Source organism: Cetobacterium sp. (assembly GCF_977044495.1).
Map to the genome: position 1 here is coordinate 1 of NZ_CDRRQU010000016.1, position 26,306 is coordinate 26,306.

Annotated in this window: 26 protein-coding genes and 3 tRNA genes; 23 read left to right on the forward strand and 6 right to left on the reverse strand. The window is 31.0% G+C overall.

Annotated elements, in window-relative coordinates:
- The first annotated feature begins 8 nt into the window (after nt 1-8).
- The 21 genes from ACWI69_RS05390 (at nt 9) to ACWI69_RS05490 (ending at nt 17,300) form a co-directional block, all read left to right on the forward strand.
- Nucleotides 9-85 (forward strand) — tRNA-Asp (locus ACWI69_RS05390).
- Nucleotides 86-110: 25 nt separating this feature from the next.
- A tRNA-Thr gene (locus tag ACWI69_RS05395) sits at nt 111-186 on the forward strand.
- A gap of 2 nt (nt 187-188) precedes the next feature.
- Nucleotides 189-271 (forward strand) — tRNA-Leu (locus tag ACWI69_RS05400).
- A gap of 127 nt (nt 272-398) precedes the next feature.
- On the forward strand, nt 399-1,289 hold the full coding sequence (locus ACWI69_RS05405; RefSeq protein WP_448820829.1) for a hypothetical protein: 891 nt from the start codon (nt 399-401) through the stop codon (nt 1,287-1,289).
- A complete protein-coding gene (locus tag ACWI69_RS05410; protein ID WP_448820867.1) occupies nt 1,219-1,797 on the forward strand; it encodes a Maf family protein in 579 nt (192 codons plus the stop codon). The genes ACWI69_RS05405 and ACWI69_RS05410 overlap by 71 nt, the downstream gene beginning before the upstream one ends.
- A 22-nt stretch (nt 1,798-1,819) precedes the next feature.
- On the forward strand, nt 1,820-2,866 hold the full coding sequence (gene mreB / locus ACWI69_RS05415; RefSeq protein WP_448820830.1) for a rod shape-determining protein MreB: 1,047 nt from the start codon (nt 1,820-1,822) through the stop codon (nt 2,864-2,866).
- Nucleotides 2,867-2,877: 11 nt separating this feature from the next.
- The gene (locus tag ACWI69_RS05420; protein ID WP_448820831.1) at nt 2,878-4,374 is read left to right on the forward strand and encodes a hypothetical protein; all 1,497 of its coding nucleotides are present in this window, start codon (nt 2,878-2,880) and stop codon (nt 4,372-4,374) included.
- A 14-nt stretch (nt 4,375-4,388) separates the two neighbouring features.
- Entirely contained in the window at nt 4,389-4,922 is a 534-nt protein-coding gene (gene scpB / locus ACWI69_RS05425) for an SMC-Scp complex subunit ScpB (RefSeq protein ID WP_448820868.1), read from the forward strand.
- Nucleotides 4,909-5,613 carry a pseudouridine synthase gene (locus ACWI69_RS05430; RefSeq protein WP_448820869.1) on the forward strand — a complete coding sequence of 235 codons (705 nt, stop codon included), beginning with the start codon at nt 4,909-4,911 and terminating at the stop codon, nt 5,611-5,613. The genes scpB and ACWI69_RS05430 overlap by 14 nt, the downstream gene beginning before the upstream one ends.
- 19 nt (nt 5,614-5,632) lie before the next feature.
- A complete protein-coding gene (gene gatC, locus ACWI69_RS05435; protein ID WP_448820832.1) occupies nt 5,633-5,923 on the forward strand; it encodes an Asp-tRNA(Asn)/Glu-tRNA(Gln) amidotransferase subunit GatC in 291 nt (96 codons plus the stop codon).
- A 21-nt stretch (nt 5,924-5,944) separates the two neighbouring features.
- Nucleotides 5,945-7,390 carry an Asp-tRNA(Asn)/Glu-tRNA(Gln) amidotransferase subunit GatA gene (gatA, locus tag ACWI69_RS05440; protein ID WP_448820833.1) on the forward strand — a complete coding sequence of 482 codons (1,446 nt, stop codon included), beginning with the start codon at nt 5,945-5,947 and terminating at the stop codon, nt 7,388-7,390.
- Complete coding sequence (gene gatB / locus ACWI69_RS05445; protein ID WP_448820834.1) at nt 7,390-8,835, forward strand: Asp-tRNA(Asn)/Glu-tRNA(Gln) amidotransferase subunit GatB; 1,446 nt, start codon at nt 7,390-7,392, stop codon at nt 8,833-8,835. Before gatA ends, gatB begins: the two co-directional genes overlap by 1 nt.
- 10 nt (nt 8,836-8,845) lie before the next feature.
- Nucleotides 8,846-10,030 (forward strand): L,D-transpeptidase family protein, encoded by a 1,185-nt coding sequence (locus tag ACWI69_RS05450; RefSeq protein WP_448820835.1) that lies wholly within the window; start codon nt 8,846-8,848, stop codon nt 10,028-10,030.
- Between the two features lie 100 nt (nt 10,031-10,130).
- On the forward strand, nt 10,131-11,006 hold the full coding sequence (locus ACWI69_RS05455) for a lysophospholipid acyltransferase family protein (protein ID WP_448820836.1): 876 nt from the start codon (nt 10,131-10,133) through the stop codon (nt 11,004-11,006).
- A 9-nt stretch (nt 11,007-11,015) separates the two neighbouring features.
- A complete protein-coding gene (locus tag ACWI69_RS05460) occupies nt 11,016-11,711 on the forward strand; it encodes a 5'-methylthioadenosine/adenosylhomocysteine nucleosidase (RefSeq protein ID WP_448820837.1) in 696 nt (231 codons plus the stop codon).
- A gap of 22 nt (nt 11,712-11,733) precedes the next feature.
- Nucleotides 11,734-12,969 (forward strand): bifunctional folylpolyglutamate synthase/dihydrofolate synthase, encoded by a 1,236-nt coding sequence (locus ACWI69_RS05465; protein WP_448820838.1) that lies wholly within the window; start codon nt 11,734-11,736, stop codon nt 12,967-12,969.
- A complete protein-coding gene (locus tag ACWI69_RS05470; RefSeq protein WP_448820839.1) occupies nt 12,969-13,157 on the forward strand; it encodes a hypothetical protein in 189 nt (62 codons plus the stop codon). The genes ACWI69_RS05465 and ACWI69_RS05470 overlap by 1 nt, the downstream gene beginning before the upstream one ends.
- A gap of 11 nt (nt 13,158-13,168) precedes the next feature.
- Nucleotides 13,169-15,091 (forward strand): HPr(Ser) kinase/phosphatase, encoded by a 1,923-nt coding sequence (gene hprK, locus ACWI69_RS05475; RefSeq protein ID WP_448820840.1) that lies wholly within the window; start codon nt 13,169-13,171, stop codon nt 15,089-15,091.
- Nucleotides 15,092-15,107: 16 nt separating this feature from the next.
- Nucleotides 15,108-16,001 carry a YitT family protein gene (locus ACWI69_RS05480; RefSeq protein WP_448820841.1) on the forward strand — a complete coding sequence of 298 codons (894 nt, stop codon included), beginning with the start codon at nt 15,108-15,110 and terminating at the stop codon, nt 15,999-16,001.
- A gap of 12 nt (nt 16,002-16,013) precedes the next feature.
- On the forward strand, nt 16,014-16,955 hold the full coding sequence (locus tag ACWI69_RS05485) for a DHH family phosphoesterase (protein ID WP_448820842.1): 942 nt from the start codon (nt 16,014-16,016) through the stop codon (nt 16,953-16,955).
- A 36-nt stretch (nt 16,956-16,991) separates the two neighbouring features.
- Nucleotides 16,992-17,300 carry a cell division protein SepF gene (locus ACWI69_RS05490; RefSeq protein WP_448820843.1) on the forward strand — a complete coding sequence of 103 codons (309 nt, stop codon included), beginning with the start codon at nt 16,992-16,994 and terminating at the stop codon, nt 17,298-17,300.
- 31 nt (nt 17,301-17,331) lie between these two features.
- Here the strand turns inward: ACWI69_RS05490 and clpB are convergent, their stop codons facing one another.
- From clpB to ACWI69_RS05520, 6 genes are all read right to left on the reverse strand, one after another.
- Nucleotides 17,332-19,902, reverse strand: a complete 2,571-nt coding sequence (gene clpB / locus ACWI69_RS05495) for an ATP-dependent chaperone ClpB (RefSeq protein ID WP_448820844.1) — start codon at nt 19,900-19,902, stop codon at nt 17,332-17,334.
- Between the two features lie 33 nt (nt 19,903-19,935).
- Nucleotides 19,936-20,238: a cysteine-rich small domain-containing protein gene (locus ACWI69_RS05500; RefSeq protein ID WP_448820845.1), complete on the reverse strand. Its 303-nt coding sequence runs from the start codon at nt 20,236-20,238 to the stop codon at nt 19,936-19,938.
- Between the two features lie 131 nt (nt 20,239-20,369).
- Nucleotides 20,370-21,278, reverse strand: a complete 909-nt coding sequence (locus tag ACWI69_RS05505) for a DUF1385 domain-containing protein (protein ID WP_448820846.1) — start codon at nt 21,276-21,278, stop codon at nt 20,370-20,372.
- Nucleotides 21,279-21,299: 21 nt separating this feature from the next.
- Nucleotides 21,300-22,181: an ABC transporter permease gene (locus ACWI69_RS05510; protein ID WP_448820847.1), complete on the reverse strand. Its 882-nt coding sequence runs from the start codon at nt 22,179-22,181 to the stop codon at nt 21,300-21,302.
- Nucleotide 22,182: 1 nt separating this feature from the next.
- The gene (locus ACWI69_RS05515) at nt 22,183-23,232 is read right to left on the reverse strand and encodes an ABC transporter permease (protein ID WP_448820848.1); all 1,050 of its coding nucleotides are present in this window, start codon (nt 23,230-23,232) and stop codon (nt 22,183-22,185) included.
- Entirely contained in the window at nt 23,225-24,745 is a 1,521-nt protein-coding gene (locus tag ACWI69_RS05520; RefSeq protein WP_448820849.1) for an ABC transporter ATP-binding protein, read from the reverse strand. The genes ACWI69_RS05515 and ACWI69_RS05520 overlap by 8 nt, the downstream gene beginning before the upstream one ends.
- A 190-nt stretch (nt 24,746-24,935) precedes the next feature.
- Here ACWI69_RS05520 and ACWI69_RS05525 point away from each other — a divergent pair, with 190 nt between their 5' ends.
- Together ACWI69_RS05525 and rapZ are read left to right on the forward strand one after the other, a co-directional pair.
- Entirely contained in the window at nt 24,936-25,319 is a 384-nt protein-coding gene (locus ACWI69_RS05525; protein WP_448820850.1) for a GrdX family protein, read from the forward strand.
- A 108-nt stretch (nt 25,320-25,427) separates the two neighbouring features.
- Nucleotides 25,428-26,297: an RNase adapter RapZ gene (gene rapZ, locus ACWI69_RS05530; RefSeq protein WP_448820851.1), complete on the forward strand. Its 870-nt coding sequence runs from the start codon at nt 25,428-25,430 to the stop codon at nt 26,295-26,297.
- Nucleotides 26,298-26,306 lie beyond the last annotated feature (9 nt).

A 26,306-nucleotide genomic window follows, 5' to 3' on the forward strand; every position in this document is an offset into this window, starting at 1 on the left:
CCATTATTGGGGGTGTAGCTCAGTTGGTTAGAGCGCATGCCTGTCACGCATGAGGTCGCGAGTTCGACCCTCGTCACTCCCGCCATTAATTTTTTATAAAGTAAATAGATGCCGCTTTAGCTCATCTGGTAGAGCAACTGACTTGTAATCAGTAGGTGATTGGTTCGACTCCGATAAGCGGCACCACTGCGAGGGTGGCGGAATTGGCAGACGCACCAGACTTAGGATCTGGCGTTTCGACGTGAGGGTTCAAGTCCCTCCTCTCGCACCACTTTATGACAGATAACAGTAGACTTCTAAAGGAGTCTACTTTTTTTATACCCAAATCTTAATTGCTTGAAAACTATATGGCTCTATGGTACAATAATATGAAAAAAGTTTAATAAAAAGGTGCTCGAATGAAAAAAATAAAATGGTTATTTAATTTTAGATATGTATATATAATTTCATTGATTTACTTTTTTTTAGGATATTTTTATCCTAATTTTTTACAAGTAAACAATATATATCTATATATAGAAGAGTATTTTGGAATATATGAAAAACTGCTATGGATATTTTTAGCTGGATATGGCTTTTCAATGTTTATGAAAAATCCAAATAAAAGGGTTATTTTAAAAACAAGATTATGTTTTATGATTATTTTAGGAATAGCTATAGGATATCTTTATTTATTGGATAGTTTGAAGGAACAGGTTGAAAGGTCAGCAGATTTGGTTCAGCAATTTATTATTCAAGTGGGGTTACTGAATATAAATTTAGGATATATTGAACTATATACATTTTTGGAAATTTTTTCTAGAGTGCGAACTGATGTATTTGTAGGGAGCTTAATTTTTGTAATTTTTCTTTCAGTGATTATAATATGTGGAAAAATGATAAGAAAATTAATTGTATCAGTTATCAATTTTTTCAGAGCTCAAATTTTTAGAATTAAAGAGAAAAGAAGAATGAAAGAAGAGATGATTCGACTGGAAAAACAAGCCAAATTGGAAAAAGAGATATATGATGAAATATGTAATATTCAAAAAATTTATCAAGAAAAAGATCGCTTAGAACTAGAAAGTGAAGAGTTTAATCAAGAAGAAACTTTAGAAACTGATTTAATTTTACAATTACAAGAGAATATTTTTCGAGATATAGAAGAGAATATAGAAAGTATGACTGTAAGAATTGAAGATAGTAGAGTAGATGATGTAGAAAGGACAGATGAAAAAGATGATATTAGCATCAAAATCTCCGAGAAGGAAAGAGATATTAGCACAACTGGGATTTCAATTACAAATTGAAAGTAAAGATGTTGAGGAAATAAGCGATAAAATAGATATTGTAGAACAGATAGAAGAAATTTCATTAAAAAAAGTTATGGCGGTGGCTGTAGAAAATCCAAAAGAGTTTGTTGTGGGAGCTGATACAGTTGTTGTAATAGATGGGAAAGTTTTGGGAAAGCCTAAAGATAAAGAAGATGCAAAAAAAATGCTGAAATCTCTTTCTGGAAGGAGTCATGAGGTGATAACAGCGTATACACTGATAAATTTAGAAAAAAATATAGAGATAACTGAATCTGTAAAAAGTGTGGTTTATTTTAAACAGATAAGTGATAAAGAAATAGAATGGTATATAAAGAGCGAAGAAGCAATGGATAAGGCTGGAGCGTATGGAATTCAAGGATTAGGATCAATTTTTGTGGATAAAATAGATGGAGATTTCTTTGCGATTATGGGGTTTCCAATAAATCATTTTATAAAAACTTTAAACGATTTAAAAATACCAATAGAAAGTTTAGATAAAATATAAATTTAAGTTAAGGAGTGTTATGATGAAAAAAATATTTGGAAAAGTTTTAGGTATATTTTCGGATGATTTAGGAATAGATTTAGGAACTTCAAATACATTGATATGTATAAAAAATAAGGGTATTATAATGAATGCGCCATCAGTTGTAGCAATAAATACAAAGACAAAAGAGATTTTTGAGGTAGGAGATAAAGCTAAACAGATGATTGGAAGAACTCCGCACACAGTAGAAGCTATAAGACCATTAAAAAATGGAGTTATAGCAGATTATGAGATAACAGAAAAAATGTTAAGAGAATTCTATAAAATAGTGAATAAGGGAAAAAGTTTATCTAGTCCAAGAGTTATTATATGTGTTCCAGCTGGAGTGACACAGGTAGAAAAGAGAGCGGTTATGGATGTAACAAGAGAGGCAGGAGCAAGGGAAGCTTATTTAATAGAAGAGCCTATGGCTGCAGCGATTGGAATTGGATTGAATATATTTGAGCCCGAAGGAAATATGGTTGTCGATATAGGTGGTGGAACTACTGAAATCGGAGTTATATCTTTGGCGGGAATAGTGAAGACATCATCTTTAAAAATAGCGGGAGATAAATTTGACTCTCTAATTATAGACTATATTAGACAAAAGCATAATCTATTTATAGGGGAAAAGACAGCTGAAGAGATAAAAATTGCTGTTGGAGCAGTAACAGATTTAGAAGAGGATATTTTCACTGAAATAAGCGGAAGAAATGCACTGAGCGGACTTCCTAAAAATGTGAAAGTTTATTCATCTGAAATAGCTGAAGCATTGGAAGAAGCGGTAGTTTTAATAATAGAGGAGATGAAGGGTATTCTTGAAAAAACTCCACCGGAGCTATCATCTGATATAAAAAGAAAAGGGATTCATTTGGCTGGCGGAGGAGCTTTATTGAGAGGAATTGATAAAAGAATAGCTGAAAGTTTAAACTTAGAAGTCACTGTTGCGGAAGATCCTTTAAATGCAGTTGTAAATGGGATTCAACAACTTTTAAAAGAGTTTGATAAATATAAGAAAGTTTTAATTTCTCCTGAAAGTGACTATTAAGAAGAGGCGCTATGAAGAGAATAATATTATTAATTTTATTTATATCTTCAATATTGAGAGCGAACTATCTCATCACAAATGGTGAGATAGCTCTTTTTTATGATGGCAAAAATAATATTTTAACAAATATACAGGCTAAAGAGTTTAGTAAGGATATATTATCAAATTTACAAATATTATTGGTAAAAGATTATAAAATATATAGAGCAAGAGACTATTATACGGAGACAAAATTTATAAATGGTAAAAATATTTTTTATATGAAATATAATATAAATAATAATGTGGTCGAATCCTATATAGTTTTATCTAATGAAAATAAAAATAGTATGCTTATATACACCAATTTGAATGGAGTTGAATGGGATAAACCCTACAAGTTAATCTATAAATTTTCTCCTTTAATTTTGGAGGGAAATATTGAAAGCAGAGATGAATACTACAAATATGATATGTTAAATTTTTCTAAGAGTGAAAGAACTCATGTTTTTGTGGCAACTGAAAAAGATTTTGAAAATTTTAAAGTAAGATTATTGGAAACAACTTTGTTGAAGGGACTAAATGAACGGATATATATAGCGAAGGATATTGAAAATAAAAAAGATGATTTTTTAGAAATAGTGTTCAGTAGGAAAAAACCAGAGTTTTCAGATTTTTCTTTTAAGGAAATTATAGATAGAGAGGAGAAATTTTGGAAGAATTTTAATAAAAAATATTATTATTTAAGAGAAAATGTTATTAATCAAATAAAAAAATTTTATTTGGTGTCTTTTGGAGTTCAAAAAAACTTAAATATGAGCATGAGTAGAGCGAAGTATCTGGAGCAATTGAAGATTATATACCTAGGTGCTATATTAAATAAAGAAAATTTGATTCCGGAGTTTAATTTTGATAGAAGTGATAGTATCCAAAATATGTTTACATACTACTATTACATGAGATTATCTAGTATAAAGGGGAATATGGATGCTAAAAGGCTAATAGAAAATAATTTAGAAAAAGTGAAAAAGGATATTCAGGAGTCTTATAAAAGTATAATAAATAAAGAGGGCGATTGGTTGGACAATAGTCTTATATTCTATAATTTTTTGTCGGAAATGGAAAAAATAGAAATAGATGAGTCACTACTCAATGAAATACATTTAATGAAAGAGGATATAAGCAGGAAAACAGAAAAAGAGATAGTAAATTCTTTTGGAATTATAAAAAATAATGATTATATAAAATATTTAACTATTCTCTCTCAAGAAAATCAAGTAAAAAATATAAATGAGTTATTAAAAGGCACAAATAATTTGATTGGATTATTGAAAAAAGATGATACTATAGATAGTGGGGCAAACTTAAGTTTAGCAATATTATTATATAAAAATAATTATTTAGTAGAAAGTGATAAAATATTTTATAGTATAGATTATTTTATCAATAACGAAGAGAAATACGATAAGATAGATTTAGAAGAGTTATATTTGTATTTTATAAATATTCAATACAGGGGATTAATATGATTAATAAAGAAACAATTGGAATGAAAGAGCAGGTAGAATCGATACTTTTATTGGGTGGAGATGAAATAAAAATAAGGGATTTGTGTAAATTTTTTTCTATGCCAGTAGAGAGAATTTTACAAATTTTAGAGGAGTTAAAAAAGGAACGATTTGACACAGGAATAAATATCGAAATAGACCAAGAAATTGTATATTTAATAACAAATCCCAGATGTGGAGAAATTGTCAATCTGTATTTTAAACAAGATATAAAGCCTAAAAAGTTATCGAATGCAGCTTTGGAAACACTGTCGATAATAGCTTATCGTCAGCCGATAACTAAAAGTGAAATAGAAGCAGTACGAGGTGTTTCTACAGACAGAGTGATACAAACTTTAGAGGAAAGAAAATTTATAAGAATATGTGGAAAAAAAGAAACTACAGGAAGACCTAATCTGTATGAGATAACAGATAAGTTTTTAGGGTACTTAGGAATTTCGGCGGTAGAAGAGCTACCACAATATGAAGATATGAAGGAGAAATTAAATGGAAGCAATGAGAATAAATAAGTACCTAGCCCAAAGTGGTTATGCCTCAAGAAGAGAGATAGATAAACTTATTGAAAATGGTGATATAAAAGTTAACGGAGAGAATGTTGTACCGGGACAAAAAGTTACAGATAAAGATAAAATCTATATAAAAGGGCAATTGTTTGAAAAACCGAAATCTGAAAATAAGGTCTATTTTTTATTGAATAAGCCAAAAGGAGTTTTGAGTGCTTCAAAAGATGATAGAGGTAGAAAGACAGTTGTTGATTTAATAGACACAAAAGAGAGACTTTATCCGATAGGAAGACTGGACTCAGATACAGAGGGAGCTATAATTTTGACAAATGATGGGGATATTTTCAATAAAGTTATACATCCAAAAGGAGAGATTTATAAAGAATATTTTGCTATTGTAAAGGGAGAGATAAGAGATAAAGATCTTTCGAGATTAGCAAGAGGTATAAACTTAGAGGATGGGCTAACTCTTCCTGCTAAAACCAAGATATTAAAAAGAGCTCAAGGGAGAAGCGAAGTTATAATAGCTATTAGAGAGGGGAAAAATCGCCAAGTTAGAAGAATGTTTGATGCAGTAAAACATCCGGTGGTGTACTTAAGAAGAGAAGCGATTGGGAAGATCAATTTGGGAGATTTAGAGTTAGGAAAATATAGAAAATTAACATCACAGGAGATAAATTATTTAAAATCATTATAGAATAATAGGAGGAAGATAGATGTCTTTAACAAGAGAAGAGGTTCTAAATGTTGCTAAATTAGCGAGATTGGAGTTCAATGAAGAGGAAATTATAAGATTCCAAGCAGATTTGAATAATATATTGGAATATATAGATATTTTAGGAGAGATAGATACTGACAATGTTGAACCATTGGTACAGATTCATGAAACTGGAGTTAAATTGAGAGAGGATAGCGTAAGAGAATCTTTAACTGTTCAGGAGGCTATGAAAAATGCACCTGCTTCAGAGGACGGAGCACTAATAGTACCCAAAGTGGTTGGAGAATAAATTTAAAAGGAGGATTTTTCTGTGAAGAAGATATACGAATTGACAGCTTTTGAAATAAAGGAAAAAATACTGAATAGAGAGCTAACATCTGAAGAGGTTGTTAGAGCTATTTTTGATAGAATAGAAGAAACAGATGATGAGATTGGAAGTTTTGTGTCTCTTAGAAAAGAGAAAGCAATAGAAGAGGCAAAAATAGTAGATAGTAAAATAAAGAATGGAGAAGAGGTTGGAGCACTAGCAGGTATTCCAGTGGCGATAAAGGATAATATGGTATCAATGGGGGAACCATCCCAGTCAGCTTCTAAAATATTAGAAAGGTATGAGGGAATATATGATGCTACAGTTGTAAAAAAATTAAAAGATGCGGATGCAATAATAATTGGAAAAACAAATATGGATGAATTTGCTATGGGATCAACAACAACAACATCTGTATATGAAAAAATAACTAAAAATCCTTGGGATTTAGAGAGAGTTCCAGGAGGAAGTAGTGGAGGAGGAGCAACTTCAGTTGCTGCAAATCAATGTTATATATCTTTGGGATCAGATACAGGTGGGAGTATAAGACAACCAGCATCATTTTGTGGAGTGGTAGGATTGAAACCGACCTATGGAAGGGTATCTAGATATGGACTTATGGCATTTGCTTCATCTTTAGATCAAATAGGTCCGTTCGCCAAGACAGTTAAAGATGTAGCGTTAGCTTTAAATACGCTGGCAGGCATGGATGATTATGATTCTACGGTTGAAGAGGTAGAGGTTCCAAATTACTTAGACTATTTAACTGGAGATATAAAAGGAATGAAGATTGGTGTGCCGAAAGAATACTTCATAGAGGGACTAAATCCAGGGGTAAAAAGGGTTGTGGATGAAGCTTTAGAAACTTTTAAATCTTTAGGTGCAGAGATAATAGAGATATCTTTACCACATACAAAGTATGCAGCACCAACATACTATGTCTTGGCTCCAGCAGAAGCTAGTTCAAATTTAGCTAGATTTGATGGTGTTAGGTATGGACGTAGAACTAAGAATGCTTTGAATATAGATGAACTATACATAAAGTCAAGAAGCGAAGGATTTGGAGACGAGGTAAAAAGAAGGATTATGATAGGAACATACGTATTAAGTGCAGGATTTTTTGATGCCTATTTCAAAAAAGCTCAAAAAGTTAGAAGGTTGATAAAAAATGATTTCGATAGAGCTTTTGAAAAAGTTGATATTATATTCACTCCTGTGACACCGGGACCTGCTTTTAGATTGGATGATAAAAAGACTCCAGTAGAACTATATTTAGAGGATATCTTTACAATACCGGCAAATTTGGCAGGAATACCGGGTATTTCGATACCAGCTGGAACAACTGAAGGGTTGCCGGTTGGAATACAACTATTAGGAAAAGCGTTTGGAGAAAAAGATATCTTAAAAGCAGGAGATGCTTTTGAAAAAGCGATAAAGGAGAGAGTGTAATGGCGAGACAGTGGGAATCAGTTATAGGACTTGAGGTACACCTTCAATTAAAAACAGGAACAAAAGTTTGGTGTGGATGTAGTACGGACTACGATAATTCACCAACAAATACACATACATGTCCGATATGTCTAGGACATCCGGGAGCTTTACCAAAATTGAATAAAAAAGTAGTTGAATATGCAGTAAAAGCTGCATTAGCTTTAAATTGTAAAATTAATAATATAAGTGGATTTGATAGAAAAAATTATTTTTACCCAGATACTCCCAAAAATTATCAGATAACTCAATTTGAAAAACCTTACTGTGAAAAAGGATATCTAGATGTTAAATTAAATTCAGGTAGAGAGTTCACCGTTGGAATCACTAGAATACAGATAGAGGAGGACGCTGGAAAATCAATACACGCAGGGTCTGAATCGTTAATAAATTTTAATAGAGCCTCAATGCCTCTTTTAGAAATAATATCTGAACCAGATTTAAGAAGCTCTGAGGAGGCTTATGAGTATCTAAATCTTTTAAAAAGTACAATAAAGTATACTGGAATAAGTGATGTATCAATGGAACTAGGATCCTTAAGATGTGATGCAAATATATCTGTAATGGAGAAAGGAAGTAAAGTTTTTGGAACAAGAGTAGAGGTAAAAAACTTAAATTCGTTTAAAGCAGTTGCAAGAGCTATTGATTACGAGATTGGAAGACAAATTGAAGTAATTGAAAATGGTGGAATAATCAATCAAGAAACCAGACTTTGGGACGACGAAGCTCAAGTGACAAGAATAATGAGAACTAAAGAAGACGCAATGGACTACAGATATTTTGCTGAGCCAGATCTTCCAAAACTTATCATAAAAGATGAAGAGATTGAAAAAATAAGAGAGTCAATGCCAGAATCTAAATCAGAAAAGTTAAAAAGATTTATTGAAACTTACGGGTTACCAGAATATGATGCAAATATATTGACAGATGAAATAGAGTTAGCTGACTATTTTGAAAGAGTATTAAAGATAACTAATAATCCCAAACTTTCATCAAATTGGATAATGACAGAGGTTTTAAGAGAGCTAAAAGAAAGTGGGAAAACGATAGAGGAATCAAAAATAAACTCTGAGGATTTAGGAAAAATAATAAATCTTATTCAAAAAGAGGTTATCTCTTCCAAAATAGCTAAAGAACTCTTTACTATAAAATTAAATGATAGTAGGGACCCAGAAGTTATAGTAAAAGAGGAAGGAATGATACAGGTTGTTGACTTAGGAGAGATTGAAGGAATAGTAGATCAAGTGTTATCAGAAAATCCTAAGATGGTAGAGGACTTTAAAAACTCAGATGAGGGAAGAAAACCAAGAGTTTTAAAGGGACTAATTGGACAAGTTATGAAACTATCTAAAGGAAAAGCAAATCCTAAGATTGTTACAGAGCTAATGGAATCAAAATTAAAATAGGTGGGTTATAATGAAAAAAAATAAATTAATCTCTTTAGGGATTATGGTTTTAGGACTTACTTTTTTATCACAACCACTTCATGCTGTTGCTAAAACGTTAAAAGAGAAGTACGAAAATATAATACCAATGAGTGTTCATGTAAATATAATGAATAATGAGGCTGAGCCTGAATATCTAAATTATGTTTTTATAAAAAGTGTAGATGCCCCTATTAGACAAGAGTCATCAATATATTCTAAAGAGATTGTAAGATTTCCGTTTAATACAAAATTAAAAGTTTTAGAAAAAGTTGAATCGAATGGAAATGAGTGGTATAAGGTAGAATTAAAAGATAGAAATGGAAATAAAGTTCAAGGATATATTTCAGCAATGTTGGTAACATTGAGGCAGTTTAAATTTGAAGAGATGAACAGTAGAGTACATAAATTATCAGAATTTTTACAATCAGAGGCAGAAAAAGGAAAGGAGCTAGTATCGATTAACACATATGTTCCTAATCCTAGCAATCAAAATATGAGTAGAGTTAAAGATAAATACGGAGTTTCAGCAGATCAAAATGCTAAAGCAAGCTACAATGGAGAAACAATATTTATTCCAGATAGATCATTGATGTCAATAGAAGCTATAAAGGGAAATGATGTCTATGTAAATGCGCTTTCAATAGCAGAAAAGCCGTTGAAAGTAAGTAAAAATGTGATAACGAGATATCCAGCAGTTGATGCAAACTTTAGAAAAGCTATTGTAATTGATTTAGAGAATGAAAATCAAGGTATTTTCCAGAAGAATTCTGAAGGTCAATGGGAACTGATTTCCTATACATTAAATAAAACAGGAATGGAGAGTACATTGGGATTTGAAACACCAAAAGGATACTTCATAGTTCCTGTATTAAAATATGAGATGGCTTATAGAGATGAATATAATAATGCAGCTGGGATGGCAAAATATGCAATTCGTTTTTCAGGTGGTGGATATATTCATGGAACACCGATCAATTTTGAAGAAAATATAAATAGAGATTTCTTTTTAGGTGAAAAAGATGGGACACTCGGTACAGTTGAAGGAACTAGAAAATGTATTAGAAATATGGAATCACATATTAAATTTCTTTTTGATTGGGTAACAAATGGAAAAGTTAATAGAAAATCTAATGAACAAAGACCAGATGAAAATGTAATGGTTATAGTATTTTGATGAAGGGTGAGCGAAAGCTCACCCTTTTTATAAAAATAGCATAACTTTCTATTCTATGATATAATAAATTTGTTAAATTAATAGAGATAGGTGATAAAAAATGTATAAAATTCAATATTTTATATTTAAAACTTTTCGTTATATTTTACTTTTATTTCCAGAGAAAGTAAGATTTAAGTTTGCTGAGAAGTTGGGAATTATAGGATTTTATCTTATAAAAAAAAGAAGAATGATTGCTCTAGCAAATTTAGAGTTAGCGTTTCCAGAAAAAACAATTCAAGAGAGAAAAAAAATAGCAAAAGAATCATATAAAATAATGGCAAAAGCTTTTCTTTCAACATTATGGTTTGAGGATTATTTAAAAACAAATGTAGATTTAGAAGATTTTGATAGAGTAGCCTCAATAAAAGAGAGGGGAAATGGGATTGTGGTAGCACTTATTCATATGGGAAATATGGAAGCTAGTTTAAAAGCTGGAGAAAAATATAAAGTTGTAACTGTGGCAAAAACTCAGAGGAATCCGTATATAGACAATTTCATAACAGAAGCGAGAAAAAAATTAAATGTGACATTATTAAAAAAATCTAAACAAACTTCTAGAGAATTATTAGAGGAGATTGAGAAAAAAAATGTTGTTGCTTTGTTTACAGATCATAGAGATAAAGGGAGTAAGGTTGAGTTTTTTGGTGAGGAAACAGTTTCGCCAACAGGGGTTATAAATATAGCATTAAAAAATGGATTACCTCTAGTTATAGCTTATAATGTAATGCACGAGGATAATACGTGTACAACATATTTTACAAAAGAGTTGGAGCTGATTAAAACAAATTCATTTAAAAATGATGTTAGAGTTAATACTCAACTTATGATGAATGTTATAGAGAATATAATAAGAAATTATCCAAATCAATGGATGTGGTTTCATGACAGATGGAAACTTTATAAAAAAATAAAAGACAAGAATTTAAAAGACTAGGAGGGAAAAATGTTATTAGGTATAATTGGAGCAATGAATGAAGAGGTAGTTCAGTTAAGAGAGGCAATGAGCCTAAATGAAACTAAAGAATTGGGAGGATATAAATTTTATAGAGGAAGACTTTTAGAAAAAGAAGTTGTATTGGTTGAATGTGGAATAGGAAAGGTAAATGCTGCGATATGCTCAACACTATTAATACAGGAATTTAAAGTGGATAAAGTACTATTTACTGGCGTGGCAGGAGGGTTGAATCCAGAGATAAATATTGGGGATATAGTGGTGTCGACAGATTTAATAGAACATGATTTTGATTGTACAGCTTTTGGCTATGATTATGGTGTAATACCTAGAATGGAAAATTCTAAATTTAAAGCGGATGAAGTTTTAATCGAATTAGCTAAAGAAGTTGCTGAAAAGAATTTTGGAAAAGAAAAAGTATTTGTTGGAAGAATTGTCAGTGGAGATATATTTGTAGCTTCAAATGAGAAAATTAAATGGCTAAGAGAAACTTTTACAGCTGAATGTACAGAGATGGAAGGAGCGGCAGTTGCTCATGTTTGTTACGTGTTGAAAAAACCATTTGTAATTATAAGATCAATATCAGATAAAGCTAATCATGATGCAAATATGAATTTTGATGAATTTGTAAAATTAGCAGCACAAAATTCAAAAATAATAATAGAAGGAATGTTAGAGCTAATATAAAACAGATACTAAGGTGGAAAAAATGAATATGGAAAAATTATTAAACGAGTTATATTCCTACTCACTGCATGGAATAAAGCTGGGTTTAAAAAATATAGAGGATATTTGTGAAGCTATGGGAAATCCACAAAAGAATTATAAAATAATTCATGTAGCTGGAACAAATGGGAAAGGATCAACATCAACAACAATAGAACAGGTTTTAATAGAAGATAATAGAAGAGTTGGGAAGTATACATCCCCTCATATTTTAAAATTTAATGAGAGAATATCAGTTAATGGTATTGAAATAAGTGATGAAGAGATTGTGTATTACTATTCTTATGTAAAGTCAATAATAGAAGCATTAAAATTAACACCAACATTTTTTGAAGTTACGACAGCTATGATGTTTAAATATTTTTCGGATAAAAAAATTGAATATGCAGTGATTGAAGTAGGTATGGGTGGAAGGTATGATGCCACTAATATTGTGGATGGAGACATTTGTGTCATAACAAATGTTAGCTTAGACCATACTGATTTTTTGGGAAAAAATATTTATGAAATAGCTTGTGAAAAAGCTGGAATAATAAAGAAAAAATCTAAAGTGATAGTGGGTAGTTCAAATTTAGAATTTTTAAAGGGAATTGAGGAAAAAAGTAAAAATTATATAAATGTACTTGAAAAATATAAAGAATCTAGATACTTTTTAGATTTTAAAAGTTATAAGACTATCATTGAAATAGAGGATACTACATATAATTTTTCACTGTTTGGAAATTATCAATACAAAAACTTTTTATGTGCGTATGAAGTTTTAAAAGAGTTAGGTATAGAGAAAAAAGTGATACAAAAAGGTGTGGAGAAAGTAAAATGGCAGTGTAGGTTTGAAATAATAGTGACAGATAAAAATGTGATTATATTGGATGGAGCACATAACGAAGATGGGATGCAAACCCTCTGCGATACTTTAAGAGCAGGATTTAAAAAAGATGAAATTATAGCGGTAGTTTCAATATTAAAAGATAAAGATTCTAAAAAAATACTGGAAATTTTAGAAAACAATGTAAGTAAGATTATTTTTACATCCCTATCTGAAAACATGAGGGGAGAAAGTGCTTTAGAGTTGTTTGAGAAGTCCAATAAAGAGGATAAAGATTATAGAGAAGACCTAATAGAAGCATTCAATTTGGCTAAAGCAGAGAATAAAAAGGCTATTTTATTTTGTGGGTCATTTTATTTATTGAGTAAATTTAAAGAGGAAGTATTAAAGTAATGAGAGGTAAAATTCTTTTTAAAATTTTTACATTTATAATAACTATAGTGATTGGATATTTTTTATACGAACACATAATTATTTTGAAAAATGAGTATATAAAAAGAGAGCAACATAAAAGCATGGTTTTAGAAAAAATCGATAAAACATATAAAGAAAGAGATAAGGATTTCTATAAAAATGACTAGAGGAGCTTAAAATGGAAAGAGTTATAGTAAGAAAATTTCCAAAAGTTAATGATTTAGCAGATGTTTTAGGATTGATTCCACTATTAGATGTAGATATGGAAAAAGAGATAAGAACTCAAAGTATTTATAGAGTTGGTTATGAATTGAGTGGTTTCTTTCCAGAGGGAGAGGAGTTACAAAGTAACATTAATGTTTTAGGTAGAAAAGAGATTGGATATTTAGAAAGAGTGGAAAAACAAAAGAGAAGAGAGACACTTGAAAAATATCTTAGTTACCCCTTTCCAGCCCTTATTGTGACTGTAGAAAATAGTATAGTAGATGAAATTGTTGAGATAGGTAAAAAATATAAAAAGCCTATATTAAAATCAAATAATAAAACTATTGAATTTATTAGAAATGCTAAATTTTATTTACAAAAAGTATTAGCTGAAGAGATGATAATTGATAATTGTATACTTCTTGATATATATGGAGTTGGAATACTTTTGAAAGGGTATGAGGATGCTAGGCTTGGTGCAACAGTTGAACTTCTAGAAAGAGGACATAAGTTTATAACAGATACTAGATTAAAGATTCAAAATATAGCTAACAGATTTATATTAGGTTCTAATACATCAGATAAGGAGAGTGGGGATAGCCATTTCTATCTTTTTGGAAAAGATGGGAATGATATAGATGTTACGACACACTTTGGAATAAAAAGTACAAGAAAAAGAAAAAAAATTACCTTATTGATTGAACTTGAAAAATGGGATGAAAGAAAATTTTATGATAGATTAGGATTGGATGAGGTCTATGAAGAATTTTTAGGTTTTAAAATTCCAAAGGTGACACTTCCTGTAAGAAAAGGAAGAAATTTGGCGATTATAATTGAAACGGCAGCTATAAACTATAGATTAAAAAAAACGGGTGTAAATTCGGCAGAGTATTTTTGGAAAGAGTCTAAAAGATTGATTGAAGAAAATAGAGAAAATAAAAAGAGAGGTTTAGTTGTGAATGATAAAACAAGTATGCCAGTTAGATATATAAAATCTAGATTTAATTTAAGCGTTTTAAATGGAGAGGAATTTTTAGATAATAGGTACATTACGACAACGGGGGTTTATAGACCATCTCTAGCTCTTACCGGTTATTTTGATATGTATGGCGAAGAGGGATACAAAGGTCTACAACTATTTACAGAAACTGAGTTTAACTATTTAGATAGTATACCAGCAGTTGACAAGGAGAAAAATTTAGAAAGATATTTGGATGAAGATTTTCCAGCGATTATAATTTCAGGAGTGAAAGATATTCCAGATTATTTTTTAAATAAAATTATTGAAAAAAAAATAATTTTATTAGAGACGAAGCTGGATAGACCAAGTCATGTTGTGGCCACTTTTAGTGCTTATTTAGAAAATTATTTTGCACCTTCAACATCTGTTCATGGAGTTTTTGTAGAATTATATGGTTTTGGAGTTTTACTGACGGGAAAAAGTGGAATTGGAAAAAGTGAAACAGCTTTAGAGCTTATTCATAGAGGGCATAGGTTAATAGCTGATGATTCGGTTAGATTTGAAAAAGGTGTAATAGGTGATATAACAGGAAGAGCATCAAAATTGCCATATTTTATGGAGATTAGAGGGCTAGGTATTATAGATGTTAAAGCTTTATACGGTGTTGGAGCAGTCAGAATCAGCAAAAGACTAGATATGATAATTGAACTTCAGGAGCTAAAAAGTGAGGATTATTTGACAGCTATGGACTATCAAGAACTAACAGAGGTTTTGCTAGGAAATGAGATTTCTAAAATAAAATTATATATATCTTCTGGAAGAAATGCGGCAGCTATGGTGGAGATTGCTGTTATGAACCTTATGGCTAAAAGAATGGGATACAATTCAGAAGAGATTTATTTAAAAGAGTTAAAAAATAAAAATTATAATGATTGAGAACCGGGGGATTAAATTGAAAAGAAAAAAACTTAAGATTTTGAGAGAGTACATATATATCTATATTGGGACATTAATTGCTTCAATAGGAATAAACGCTTTTTTAGTACCATCTAATTTGGCACCTGGTGGAGCAACTGGTCTTTCAATCTTAATAAACTATATGACAGGGATCTCTGTTGGAGCTTTGATATTTGTTATAAATATACCTCTATTTATAATAGGGGTTAAAATATTTGGAAAATCATATGGTCTTAAAACGTTAGCGGGAATCTCTTTTTTATCTCTGAATGTTGAATTGGTGAAGAAGGTTGTACCAGAGGTAGATAAGATAATAGATTTTACAAATCCGAGTAATATATTTTTAGGGACTCTATACGGAGGACTTTTGATGGGTGTTGGGTTAGGAACTGTTATAAAAAATGGTGGAACGACTGGTGGAAGTGATATAATTTCGGGAATATTGAATAAATTTTTTAGAATTCCAATTGGTCAAGCGCTAATATTGATAGATTCAACAGTAGTTTTATTGGCAGCATATATTTTTGGTGCAGAAAAAGCGTTGTATGCTTTGGTAAATCTGTATGCGACAGGGATTGTTATAAATAAATTAATAGATGGTTTAGGAAATGCTAAAATGGCGTATATAGTTACCTCTGAGGTTGAAAAAGTACGAAAGATAATCGTAGAAGATTTAGGAAAAACAGGGAATTATTATCAAGCGGAAGCACTGTATTCGAAAAATAGAAGGGATGTAGTGACAACAGTTCTTAGAAATAGAGAGATTTTTTTATTGAAAGAACTTATAACAGAGGTTGATAAAGAGGCGTTTGTTGTTGTCTCAGATGTGCACGAAGTATTAGGGAGAGGTTATACTTTTGATATAGGTAGTACCACTTTAAAAAAATAGGAAGGAAAAGGAATGAAGGAGATAAAGGAAAAAATAGAGCAGAGCGATAGTATAGTTATTGTTGGGCACGTAAATCCAGATGGAGATACTGTAGGAGCAGGCTTAGCTCTTTTACTAGGACTTGAAAAAAAATATCCAGACAAAAAAATAGATTTTGTATTACAAGATAATGTACCAAAAAATATTGCCTTTTTAAAAGGGTGTGATAAAATAAAAAAAATAGAGGATATCATAGCTCCTAACTATAATTTGGCTATTTTTGTAGATTCAGCTACAACAGAGCGAGTTGGAAAAGTTATGGAACTGATAGGAGATATATTTAAAATAAATATAGATCATCATATAAGTAATCCTAGATATGGAGATATAAACGTTGTAAAAGATATATCATCAACTTCGGAGATAATGTATTCATTGTTAAAAGATTTAGATATAGAGATTAGTTTGGAGATGGGAGAGGCTCTTTATTTAGGATTAGTTAATGATACTGGAAATTTTGCTCATAGTAATGTAACTGATAAAACATTTTTGGTTGCTTCTGAGTTGATGAAACTTGGCGTAAATAATAATAAGATTGTAAATGATTTTTTTAAGACAAAATCCTATGAAAGGATGAGAGTTTTAGGAAAAGCTTTAAGTGAGATGGTTTTTGTAGAGGAAAAAAAATTAATGTATTTTTATTTGTCTGATAAAGCATTAAAGGAGTTAAATGCTGTAAAAGATGATACAGAAGGTATCGTAGAAGAGTTAATTAACTATGCTGGAAGTGAAGTTTCTCTATTTTTAAGAGAGGAAGAGAGCGGAAAAATAAAGGGTAGCTTAAGAAGTAAGCACGATATAGACGTAAATAGAATAGCAGGAATTTTTGGTGGTGGAGGTCATATAAAAGCAGCAGGGTTTACAACTGAACTTTCACCACAGGAAATTATAAAAAAAGTGGTAGAAAATTTATAAATAGTGTATAATTTTATAAAAAAGGAGGGTATATAAATGGCAGATATCGATATAATTTTTTTAAAACCCACTAGATTTGAGGATTGTTTAAAATGTGTAGAACACATAAAATCTGAAAAAATAGTTCATATAAACTTATGTGATTTAGATTCTGAAAAATCGCAAAGAGTTTTAGACTTTATTAGTGGAGCTGTACATATACAAGAGGGGCAAGTAATTAATCCTGGAGACAAAATATATTGTTCAATTCCTAAAAATAAATCATACGAGCTAGATTATAAAGATTTATCAAATCCAAGGTTTGATGAAGAGGAAGAGATTATTCCAAGATACCATAGAAGATAGATAAAAAAGGGACTTTAAATAGTCCCTTTTTCTAATTGAGGATATTAAAGATAAGATTCTCATTTTTATAGTCAACTTCAACAGTTTCCCTCTCTTTAACCTCACCTTTTAAGATAATTTTAGCTATTTCAGTTTCAATATACTTTTGAATATATCTTCTAAGTGGCCTAGCACCAAACTGTGGATCATATGCAGTTTTCGCTAAGAACTCAACGGCTCCATCAGTGATTTTAAAATGGATTTTTCTTTCTTTTAATTTATTTTCTAAGGCTCCTAAAAGTTGATGAACAATATTTTTAATCTCTTTAAGTCCAAGACCTCTAAATATAATAGTTTCATCAACTCTATTTAGAAATTCAGGTCTAAAATTTGAAAGAAGCATTTGGTGAATTTGAAATCTAGTTTCTTCTTTTAGACTAGGATCTTCTAGAATTAAATGGCTTCCAATGTTAGAAGTCATTATAATCAAAGTATTTTTAAAATCTACAATTTTACCTTGACCATCAGTTAATCTACCATCATCTAGAACTTGTAGAAGAATATTAAATGTATCAGGATGGGCTTTTTCGATTTCATCAAAAAGAATAACGGAATATGGTTTTCTTCTAACTGCTTCAGTTAGTTGTCCACCCTCTTCATATCCAACATATCCTGGAGGAGCACCAATTAATCTAGTGACTGAAAACTTATCCATGTATTCACTCATATCTATTCTAATCACATTTTCTTCGTTGTCAAATAGAAAATATGCTAAGGATTTAGCCAAATAGGTTTTACCTACCCCAGTAGGTCCTAAAAATATGAATGAACCAATAGGTCTATTAGGGTCCTTAAGACCAGCACGAGCTCTTAAAATAGTTTCAGATACTGCTTTAACAGCTTCCTCTTGTCCAACTACTCGCTCATTAAGATTATCTTCTAATTTTAAAAGTTTTTCTTTTTCACTTTCCATAAGTTTAGATAGTGGAATACCGGTCCACTTAGATATAACTTCAGAAATCTCCTCAACTCCAACCTCTTGTTTAACGAGTCTATTGATAGGGATTTCTTCAAGACGTTCATGCTCTTGAATAAGTTCTTTTTCAAGAGTAGCCAATTTACCATATTTTAGTTCAGCTAATCTATTCAAGTCGTATTTTCTTTCAGCTTCTAAAATTTCAAGTTTTACTTTTTCAATTTCAGATTTTATATCTTTAACTTTATTCAAATCATGTTTTTCATTTTCCCATTGTGCTTTTAAAAGAGATTTTTGTTCTGTTAAACTAGAGAGTTCTTTTTCTAATATTTCGAGCCTCTCTTTGGAATATGGATCAGTTTCTTTTTTTAACGCTTCTCTTTCAATCTCCAACTGCATAACCTTTCTTGTTAGTTGATCTAACTCTTCAGGCATAGAGTCCATTTCAGTTCTAATCATAGCTGCAGCCTCATCAATAAGGTCTATGGCTTTATCTGGGAGTTGTCTATCTGGGATATATCTATTACTAAGAACAGCAGCTTCAACGATAGCACCATCACTTATTCGGATACCGTGATAGACTTCAAACTTCTCCTTGATACCTCTTAAGATAGAAATTGTATCTTCAACACTTGGTTCATTAACCATAACAATTTGGAAACGTCTTTCTAAAGCGGGGTCTTTTTCAATATATTTTCTATATTCATCTAAAGTTGTAGCACCAATAACTTTGATTTCGCCTCTAGCTAACATAGGTTTTAATAAGTTACCAGCATCCATAGCACCATCAGATTTTCCAGCACCAACAATTGTATGTATCTCATCTATAAACAAAATGATTTCACCATTTGAGTCTTCTACTTCTTTTAAAACTGCTTTTAGACGCTCTTCAAACTCCCCTCTAAATTTAGCACCAGCTATTAAAGAGCCCATATCCAAAGAGAATACTTTTTTATTTTTTAAAGAATCAGGTACATCTCCATTTAATATTCTCTGTGCAAATCCTTCAGCGATAGCAGTTTTACCCACTCCAGGTTCACCTATTAGCACAGGATTATTTTTTGTTCTTCTAGATATAATCTGGATAGTTCTTCTAATTTCACTATCTCGTCCAATGATAGGGTCGATTTTACCTTGACGAGCCAATTCAACTAAATCTCGACCATATTTTTCTAAAACTTCGTATTTGACTTCAGGATTAGGAGAATCAACTTTTTTATTACCTCTAATTTCTAAAATAGTTTTTTCGAATAGAATACGGTCAATTCCTAATTTTGCCAAAAAGTTAGTGTTATCAAGTAAGGAGAGAAAAATATGTTCTACACTAATATAGGAATCTCCCATCAACTGCATAAGTTTTTGTGCTTCCATTAAAATCTCATTTGTTTTAGCGTCCAATCCAATCGAAGTATTAGTAGCTCCTTGAATTTTTGGAAGTTTATTGCAAAGATCTTCCAAGCTATTTTGTAAAGAATTTGTGTTAACTCCCATTTTTGTTAAAACTCTAACAATTAGACCATCTTTGTGAGCCACTAAAGCAAGTGCTAGTATTTCAGGTTTAATACTTTGCTGCATATAAGTTTGAGCAATAGCTTGAGCATCAGTCAATGCGAGCATTGAATTTTCTGTAAAATTATTAGGATTCATAAACATCACCTCTCAATATTAAAGATAATTAAATTATTTTAAGCTGATTATTTTGTCTTCTTCTCCAGTTTCTATTAGATGTTCATTTCTAACAATTTCAATGACCTCCATCATTTTCTTTTGTATATGGTCATAACCTACATCTTTAATATGAGGAAGAATACAGTCAGAACAATCTTTAATTCCGCCAGCTGTATATTTATACTTACCTCCGCACTCATTTCCTAGCATATAAAGTGGACAATAACAAAATAAACAGTTAAAGTTCTCAGTGTTCTCCATTTTATGGCATGGGAAAAACTCACAATTTTTATTTTGATTAAATTTATAATTCATAATACCTCCCAAATAAATAAAAAATTCATATTTTAAATATACTACTTCTAAATAATTAAATCAAGGTGAATAAACAAAAAAATGGTCTAAATTTTTTATTTAGACCATTTTTAAAGATTTAATATATATGATTAATATACTTCTACGGCATTTTCAACTGGTTCGTTTAAAACTACTTTTATAGCTACAATAGCGACCTCTAGCTGTTGAAGATCAGGCTCTTTAGTCGTTATCTTTTGAAGGACCATTCCAGGAGTAGCAACTAATTTAACTAGCCAGTTATCTAAATGATTACTAGTATATCTTTGAAGCTCATAGGATATCCCCGCAATTAAAGGCATAAAAAGAACTCTTAAAATAACTTTAGTAAAAAGCTTAGTCGCGAAGCTAGTGGGTGGAGGAAGTATAAAATCAAGAGCTGTAAAAACAATAATTGCAATGAACATAACAATCAATAGAAAACTAGTTCCACACCTAGGATGTAGAGTTGTAAACTTTTTTGCATTTTCCGGAGTTAATTCTAAATGTTGCTCATAAGCATAAATTGATTTATGCTCAGCACCATGATATTGGAAAACTCTTTGTATATCTTTTGAAAAAGAGATTAAAAAAATATATAAAACAAAGAATGAAAGCCTTAAACCAGCCTCTAAAAGATTACTATGAATCTTATTATCTCTAAATAAAAAACTACTTATAACAGAGGGAAGAACAATAAAAAGTCCAATTCCTAAAGCTAAAGAAACAACAGTAGTCATAACAGCTTCTTTTTGAGACAGTTGTTCCTCTTCCACTTCAGCTTGATTGGCTGAAAATGTAAGTTCCTTAACTCCCAATACTAAAGAGTCAAATAAAGTTATTGCCCCCCTGATAAAAGGGATTGTAGAAAGTTTATTTCTACTTTTTGATATTTTTGTTTTTTTATAAACTATGTCACCGTTAGGTTTTCTAACAGCTGTAGCAAGAAGGTCTGCATTTCTCATCATAACCCCCTCTATAACTGCTTGTCCACCTACACTTGAAAATTTTTCTTTACTCATTGTCACCATCCATAAATTTAATTAGATTGTATATTTGTCATAGGGTTTACCAGAAGCACTTGGTGCGACTGCTTTTCCAACTACTCCAGCAAGAGCTAGAAGAGTTAATAAGTATGGAAGCATCTGAATGAACTGTGGAGGAATGAATGTTACATATTGCTGAATAACAGTTTGAGCTGCATCAGCAAATCCGAATAACAAACTAGCAAATAAAACTCCTTTAGGTGTCCATTTTCCAAAAACAAGGGCAGCTAGAGCGATAAATCCTCTTCCAGCTGACATATCTTTTGAAAATTGATTTAGAGCTCCAATAGCTAAGTATGTTCCACCAAGTCCAGCAAATACACCAGACATGATAACACCAAAATACCTAATTTTAGCGACACTAACACCAACGGTATCAGCAGCTAAGGGGTATTCTCCAACGGCTCTCATTCTAAGTCCAGTAACTGTTTTGTATAAAAAATAAGCAGACCAAATAGCCAATCCATAGATAATATAAATTAACAAAGAGGAGTGAAATAATAACGGAATACTTGTTGCAGCAGGACTATTAGATGCCTGTTCAAAAAGAACTCTCAGCATGAAAATAGTGAATCCAGAAGCAAAAAGGTTAATAGCAATACCGGATACAGTTTGATTACCTCTATATTTTATACTTATTATAGCATGAATTAGGGCAACAAATCCACCTGATATAGCTCCAGCTAGAATACCAAGAAACCAACTTCCTGTATAGTATGATATAACAGCTGAAGAAAAAGCACCGATAAGCATCATTCCTTCAAGACCGATATTAACAACTCCGCAAACTTCAGAAAACATTCCACCAACAGCTGTTATAAGAATTGGAGCAGCTTGTCGGATTGTGGCTAAAATTAAACTTATAATAATACTTACCATGCTATTCAGCTCCTTCTTTTGAAAGTTTTTCTAACCAGAATCTAATCATATTTTCAGCAGCAATCAATAGTATAATTATAGCTTGAATTATTATAACCATTTGACTTGGAATGTTTGTATTAAATTGCATAGCTCTTCCGCCAACTCTAAGAGCAGCAAATAGAATAGAAGCAAGTAAAGTACCAACAGGTGTATTTTTTCCAAGAAGAGCAACTGCGATTCCATCAAACCCATAAGCAGCGGTAAGTCCTGTTTTATACGCATATTGTCCAACTCCGCCTAAAACTCTTTCAACTCCGCCAAGACCGGCAAGGAATCCAGATATACCAAGAGTCAAAATAATAATTTTTTTCACATTTATTCCATTATTTTCAGCTGTAGTAGGATTAAATCCAACAGCTTTAATATGATATCCTAAAACAGTTTTTTCTAAAATAAACCAAACTATGAACACTGCGATTAAAGCAAGAATAAATCCATAGTTTAGAGGGACTCTGACATCTAGTAATTTCCCAAGTCTTGCACTTTCAACAACTGCAGGAGTTTGTGGATTGAAACCAGGAGCTTTTAGAGGATAATTTAGGCAGTATTGTTCAAAACTGACAGCGATATAGTTAAGCATAATCGTAGATATAACCTCGTGAACTCCAAGTTTAGCTTTTAACCAACCAGCGATACCTGCCCAGAGAAAACCAGCAAAACCACCAATCAGCAATATAACAAAAACATTATTTATAAAAATATTAGCAACAAAACCACCAAGGGCAGCAGCAGTAAGACCTGCCATAGTCATCTGTCCTTGAGCACCGATATTGAACATACCACCTTTAAATGCAATTAAAACTCCAAGCCCAGTAAAAATAAGTGGAGTTGCTTCCAAAAGGGTTCTTGCAATAGGTGTAAGCCCATCAAAGGCACCACTAAATAAGAAATAATAAGCTTTTATAGGATTTTCACCCATGTATAGGATTATACCAGCACCAATCAATAACGCTAAAAGAACTGCTACAATAGGTACAAGGACATTTAAAACTCCTTTGTTTTTAATCAAGTTTACCACCCGCCATAAGTATTCCGATTTTTTCTTCATTTGCTTCTTCTCTAGAAAGAACTCCAGTTATCTTTCCAGCACACATAACTGCAATTCTATCCGAAAGATTTAAAACTTCAGACAGTTCAGAGGAAACAACTAAAACAGCTTTTCCTTTTGCTTTTTCATTTAAAATTAGCTTATGAATTGATTCAATAGCGCCAATATCAACTCCTCTAGTAGGTTGTCCAGCAATAATAAGATTATTATTTACTTTTTCCAATTCTCTAGCGACTATAATCTTTTGTTGATTTCCTCCAGAGAGTCTGCCAAATTCAGTATCTACACTCCTGGGTCTGACATCATATTTTTCCATAAATTTTTCAGCATTTTTTCTTAATTTAGAAAAATTTAAAAGTCCAAATTTGGAATACTCATCTCTTTCAACACCAAGTGCAAAGTTTTCCATTACAGTAAATTCAGATACAGCAGCTCTTTTGTGTCTATCTTCTGGGATATGAGCTAGACCAAGTTGCGATATTTTTCTAGGTGTTTTATTATTTAGGGTGACACCATCAAGTGTTATAATCCCAGAACAAATATTTTTAAGTCCAGTGATAGCTTCGATTAATTCAGTTTGTCCGCTTCCTTCAACTCCAGCTATACCCAAGACTTCTTCTTTTCTTATTTCGAAAGAAGCATTACTAACTTTTGTGACATTATATTGATCTTTTACACTCACATCTTTTACAGAAAGAACCACTTCACCAATTTCAACTTCAGGTCTTTCAGTAGTAAAAAGAACAGCTCTTCCTACCATAGCATTTGCAATTTTTTCTTTAGTAGCTTCTTTAGTAGGAAAGTTTGCAACGTCTCTACCTCTCCTAATAACAGTAATATTATCAGAGATATCTAAAACTTCTTGGAGTTTATGAGAGATAAAGATAATAGTTTTTCCTTCGGCGATTAAATTATCCATAATTTTATAAAGTTCTTTAATCTCTTGGGGAGTTAAAACAGCAGTAGGTTCGTCAAATACTAGTAAATTTGCTCCTTTAAAAAGTATTTTTAAAATTTCTACTCTTTGTTGCATACCAATGGATAAATCTGAAATTAACATATCTGGATCAATAGCTAGACCATATTTTTTTGAAACTTCGATAACATCTTGCCTTGCTTTATTGATGTCTAAAGATAAACCTTTTTTAGGTTCAACACCTAAAATCATATTTTCTGCAACAGTTAAAGTAGGAACTAACATAAAATGTTGATAAACCATACCAATTCCTAATTCAGCAGCTTTGCTAGGTGAATCTATTTGCACTTCTTCCCCGTGGTAAAATATTTTACCAGAAGTTGGAGTATAAAGACCATTTAACATTTTCATAAGTGTTGACTTTCCTGCTCCATTTTCACCAACAATAGCGTGTTTCTCACCTTTTAAGATTTTTAAAGTGATATCGTCATTAGCGATAACTTTTCCATCTAAGAAAGTTTTTCTGATATGCTGCATTTCTAAGATATAATTATTCACTTAGAATCCTCCCTAAATTTATTCAAGGTTAATTTAAAAAATAACCTTATAAAATTATATTATGTTATATTAAACTAGTCAACTTTTTTGTTGTTCTCTTTACAATTATTATTTTTTGCTCTTGATATATTGTAGTTTACGTTGTAATATTACTACTGAAAAAATCACATAGATAAAACGGGAGGTTTTTATGGATTATAAAATTATTACTAATAATAATAAAGTTTTTAATTTTTTTAAAGAGACAGACAGTGTAGTCTATTTGGAAGGATATAGTATTGAAAAAGTTTTACATTTTATTGAACAAAAATGTTTAGAGGGGCATAGGTTATTAAGTGATCCTATTTTATATAATTTAGAAAATTTAGATAATCCTTTTAAATCCATTTTAATAACGGATAAACAACTTGAAGATAATACTCACTCAATTAAGATAATTGTGGGGGTTTTAGATATTATTAAAAAGGTCAACTTTACACCTAGAGAGATGCAGGATGAAATTTCTTTAGAAGAATTTAGATTTGTGGATTTAAATTTAATTAGAGATAGTATAGCAAAAATTAATTTGTTATAAGTAAATTTTTATGGACAGAATAGATTCCTGTCCATTTTTTATTTTTTTATATAATTTTAAACTTTGTTATTGTATAATAAAATAAAACATATTTGGAGGAAGGGTGTTATGGAGCTAATCATTTTAACTGGACTTAGTGGCTCTGGAAAGTCTACTGGTTTAAAAACTTTGGAAGATTTAGGTTTTTTTACAATGGACAATATTCCATTTAGATTTGCAGGTATAATTTTAAAAGATTTGAAAAATTCTATCAAAGATAAAAGTGTGAAACGAATTGCTTTAGGGTTAGATATTCGAACAATTATCAATGAAAATGATTTTAATACTTTTTTTAACGAAATTGATAACTTAAATATTGATTATAAAATAATTTTTTTAGAGGCGTCAACACAGTCTATTTTAAACAGATATAATTTGACTCGAAGGAAACATCCTTTAACGAAAGAGACTTTACTGCAAAGTATAGAAGACGAAATTTATCTTATGGAAGATATTAAAGATAAAGCTAACTTGATTATAGACACTAGTTTTTTGAGTGCTAAGGAGTTGTCTAGAAAAATCGAGGGAGCTGTAACGTCTTTTTCCAAAAATATTCTTTTAAATATTCATTTGCAATCTTTCGGTTTTAAACACGGTGTTCCTATTGATGCGGATATGATTTTTGATGTTAGAACTCTTCCAAATCCTTATTATTTAGAGGAACTAAGAGAAAAAACTGGTTTGAATGAGGAAGTTTATGAATATGTTATGAGCTTTGAAAATTCTAGAGTTCTATACTGTAAAATTTTAGATTTAATAACTTTTTTAATTCCAGGTTATATAAAAGATGAAAAAAGACACTTGACGATAGGAATAGGGTGTAGTGGCGGAAAACATAGGTCAGTTTCATTTGTTAGAAAACTCGAGAATGATTTAAAAAATTTGAATGAAGTTAATGTCTTTTCTATTCATAGAGAAAATGAGAGAGGAAATTGGTAAAATAATATG

Bases quoted from the DNA above. Each gene is read 5' to 3' on its own strand.
- ACWI69_RS05410 (WP_448820867.1), top strand. From the start codon at position 1,219: ATGATATTAGCATCAAAATCTCCGAGAAGGAAAGAGATATTAGCACAA.
- ACWI69_RS05420 (WP_448820831.1), top strand. From the start codon at position 2,878: ATGAAGAGAATAATATTATTAATTTTATTTATATCTTCAATATTGAGA.
- ACWI69_RS05455 (WP_448820836.1), top strand. From the start codon at position 10,131: ATGTATAAAATTCAATATTTTATATTTAAAACTTTTCGTTATATTTTA.
- ACWI69_RS05405 (WP_448820829.1), top strand. From the start codon at position 399: ATGAAAAAAATAAAATGGTTATTTAATTTTAGATATGTATATATAATT.
- ACWI69_RS05510 (WP_448820847.1), bottom strand. From the start codon at position 22,181: ATGGTAAGTATTATTATAAGTTTAATTTTAGCCACAATCCGACAAGCT.
- gatC (WP_448820832.1), top strand. From the start codon at position 5,633: ATGTCTTTAACAAGAGAAGAGGTTCTAAATGTTGCTAAATTAGCGAGA.
- clpB (WP_448820844.1), bottom strand. From the start codon at position 19,902: ATGAATCCTAATAATTTTACAGAAAATTCAATGCTCGCATTGACTGAT.
- ACWI69_RS05465 (WP_448820838.1), top strand. From the start codon at position 11,734: ATGAATATGGAAAAATTATTAAACGAGTTATATTCCTACTCACTGCAT.
- hprK (WP_448820840.1), top strand. From the start codon at position 13,169: ATGGAAAGAGTTATAGTAAGAAAATTTCCAAAAGTTAATGATTTAGCA.
- ACWI69_RS05485 (WP_448820842.1), top strand. From the start codon at position 16,014: ATGAAGGAGATAAAGGAAAAAATAGAGCAGAGCGATAGTATAGTTATT.
- ACWI69_RS05505 (WP_448820846.1), bottom strand. From the start codon at position 21,278: ATGAGTAAAGAAAAATTTTCAAGTGTAGGTGGACAAGCAGTTATAGAG.
- rapZ (WP_448820851.1), top strand. From the start codon at position 25,428: ATGGAGCTAATCATTTTAACTGGACTTAGTGGCTCTGGAAAGTCTACT.
- ACWI69_RS05460 (WP_448820837.1), top strand. From the start codon at position 11,016: ATGTTATTAGGTATAATTGGAGCAATGAATGAAGAGGTAGTTCAGTTA.
- ACWI69_RS05450 (WP_448820835.1), top strand. From the start codon at position 8,846: ATGAAAAAAAATAAATTAATCTCTTTAGGGATTATGGTTTTAGGACTT.
- mreB (WP_448820830.1), top strand. From the start codon at position 1,820: ATGAAAAAAATATTTGGAAAAGTTTTAGGTATATTTTCGGATGATTTA.
- ACWI69_RS05470 (WP_448820839.1), top strand. From the start codon at position 12,969: ATGAGAGGTAAAATTCTTTTTAAAATTTTTACATTTATAATAACTATA.
- ACWI69_RS05525 (WP_448820850.1), top strand. From the start codon at position 24,936: ATGGATTATAAAATTATTACTAATAATAATAAAGTTTTTAATTTTTTT.
- gatB (WP_448820834.1), top strand. From the start codon at position 7,390: ATGGCGAGACAGTGGGAATCAGTTATAGGACTTGAGGTACACCTTCAA.
- ACWI69_RS05430 (WP_448820869.1), top strand. From the start codon at position 4,909: ATGAGAATAAATAAGTACCTAGCCCAAAGTGGTTATGCCTCAAGAAGA.
- ACWI69_RS05500 (WP_448820845.1), bottom strand. From the start codon at position 20,238: ATGAATTATAAATTTAATCAAAATAAAAATTGTGAGTTTTTCCCATGC.
- ACWI69_RS05490 (WP_448820843.1), top strand. From the start codon at position 16,992: ATGGCAGATATCGATATAATTTTTTTAAAACCCACTAGATTTGAGGAT.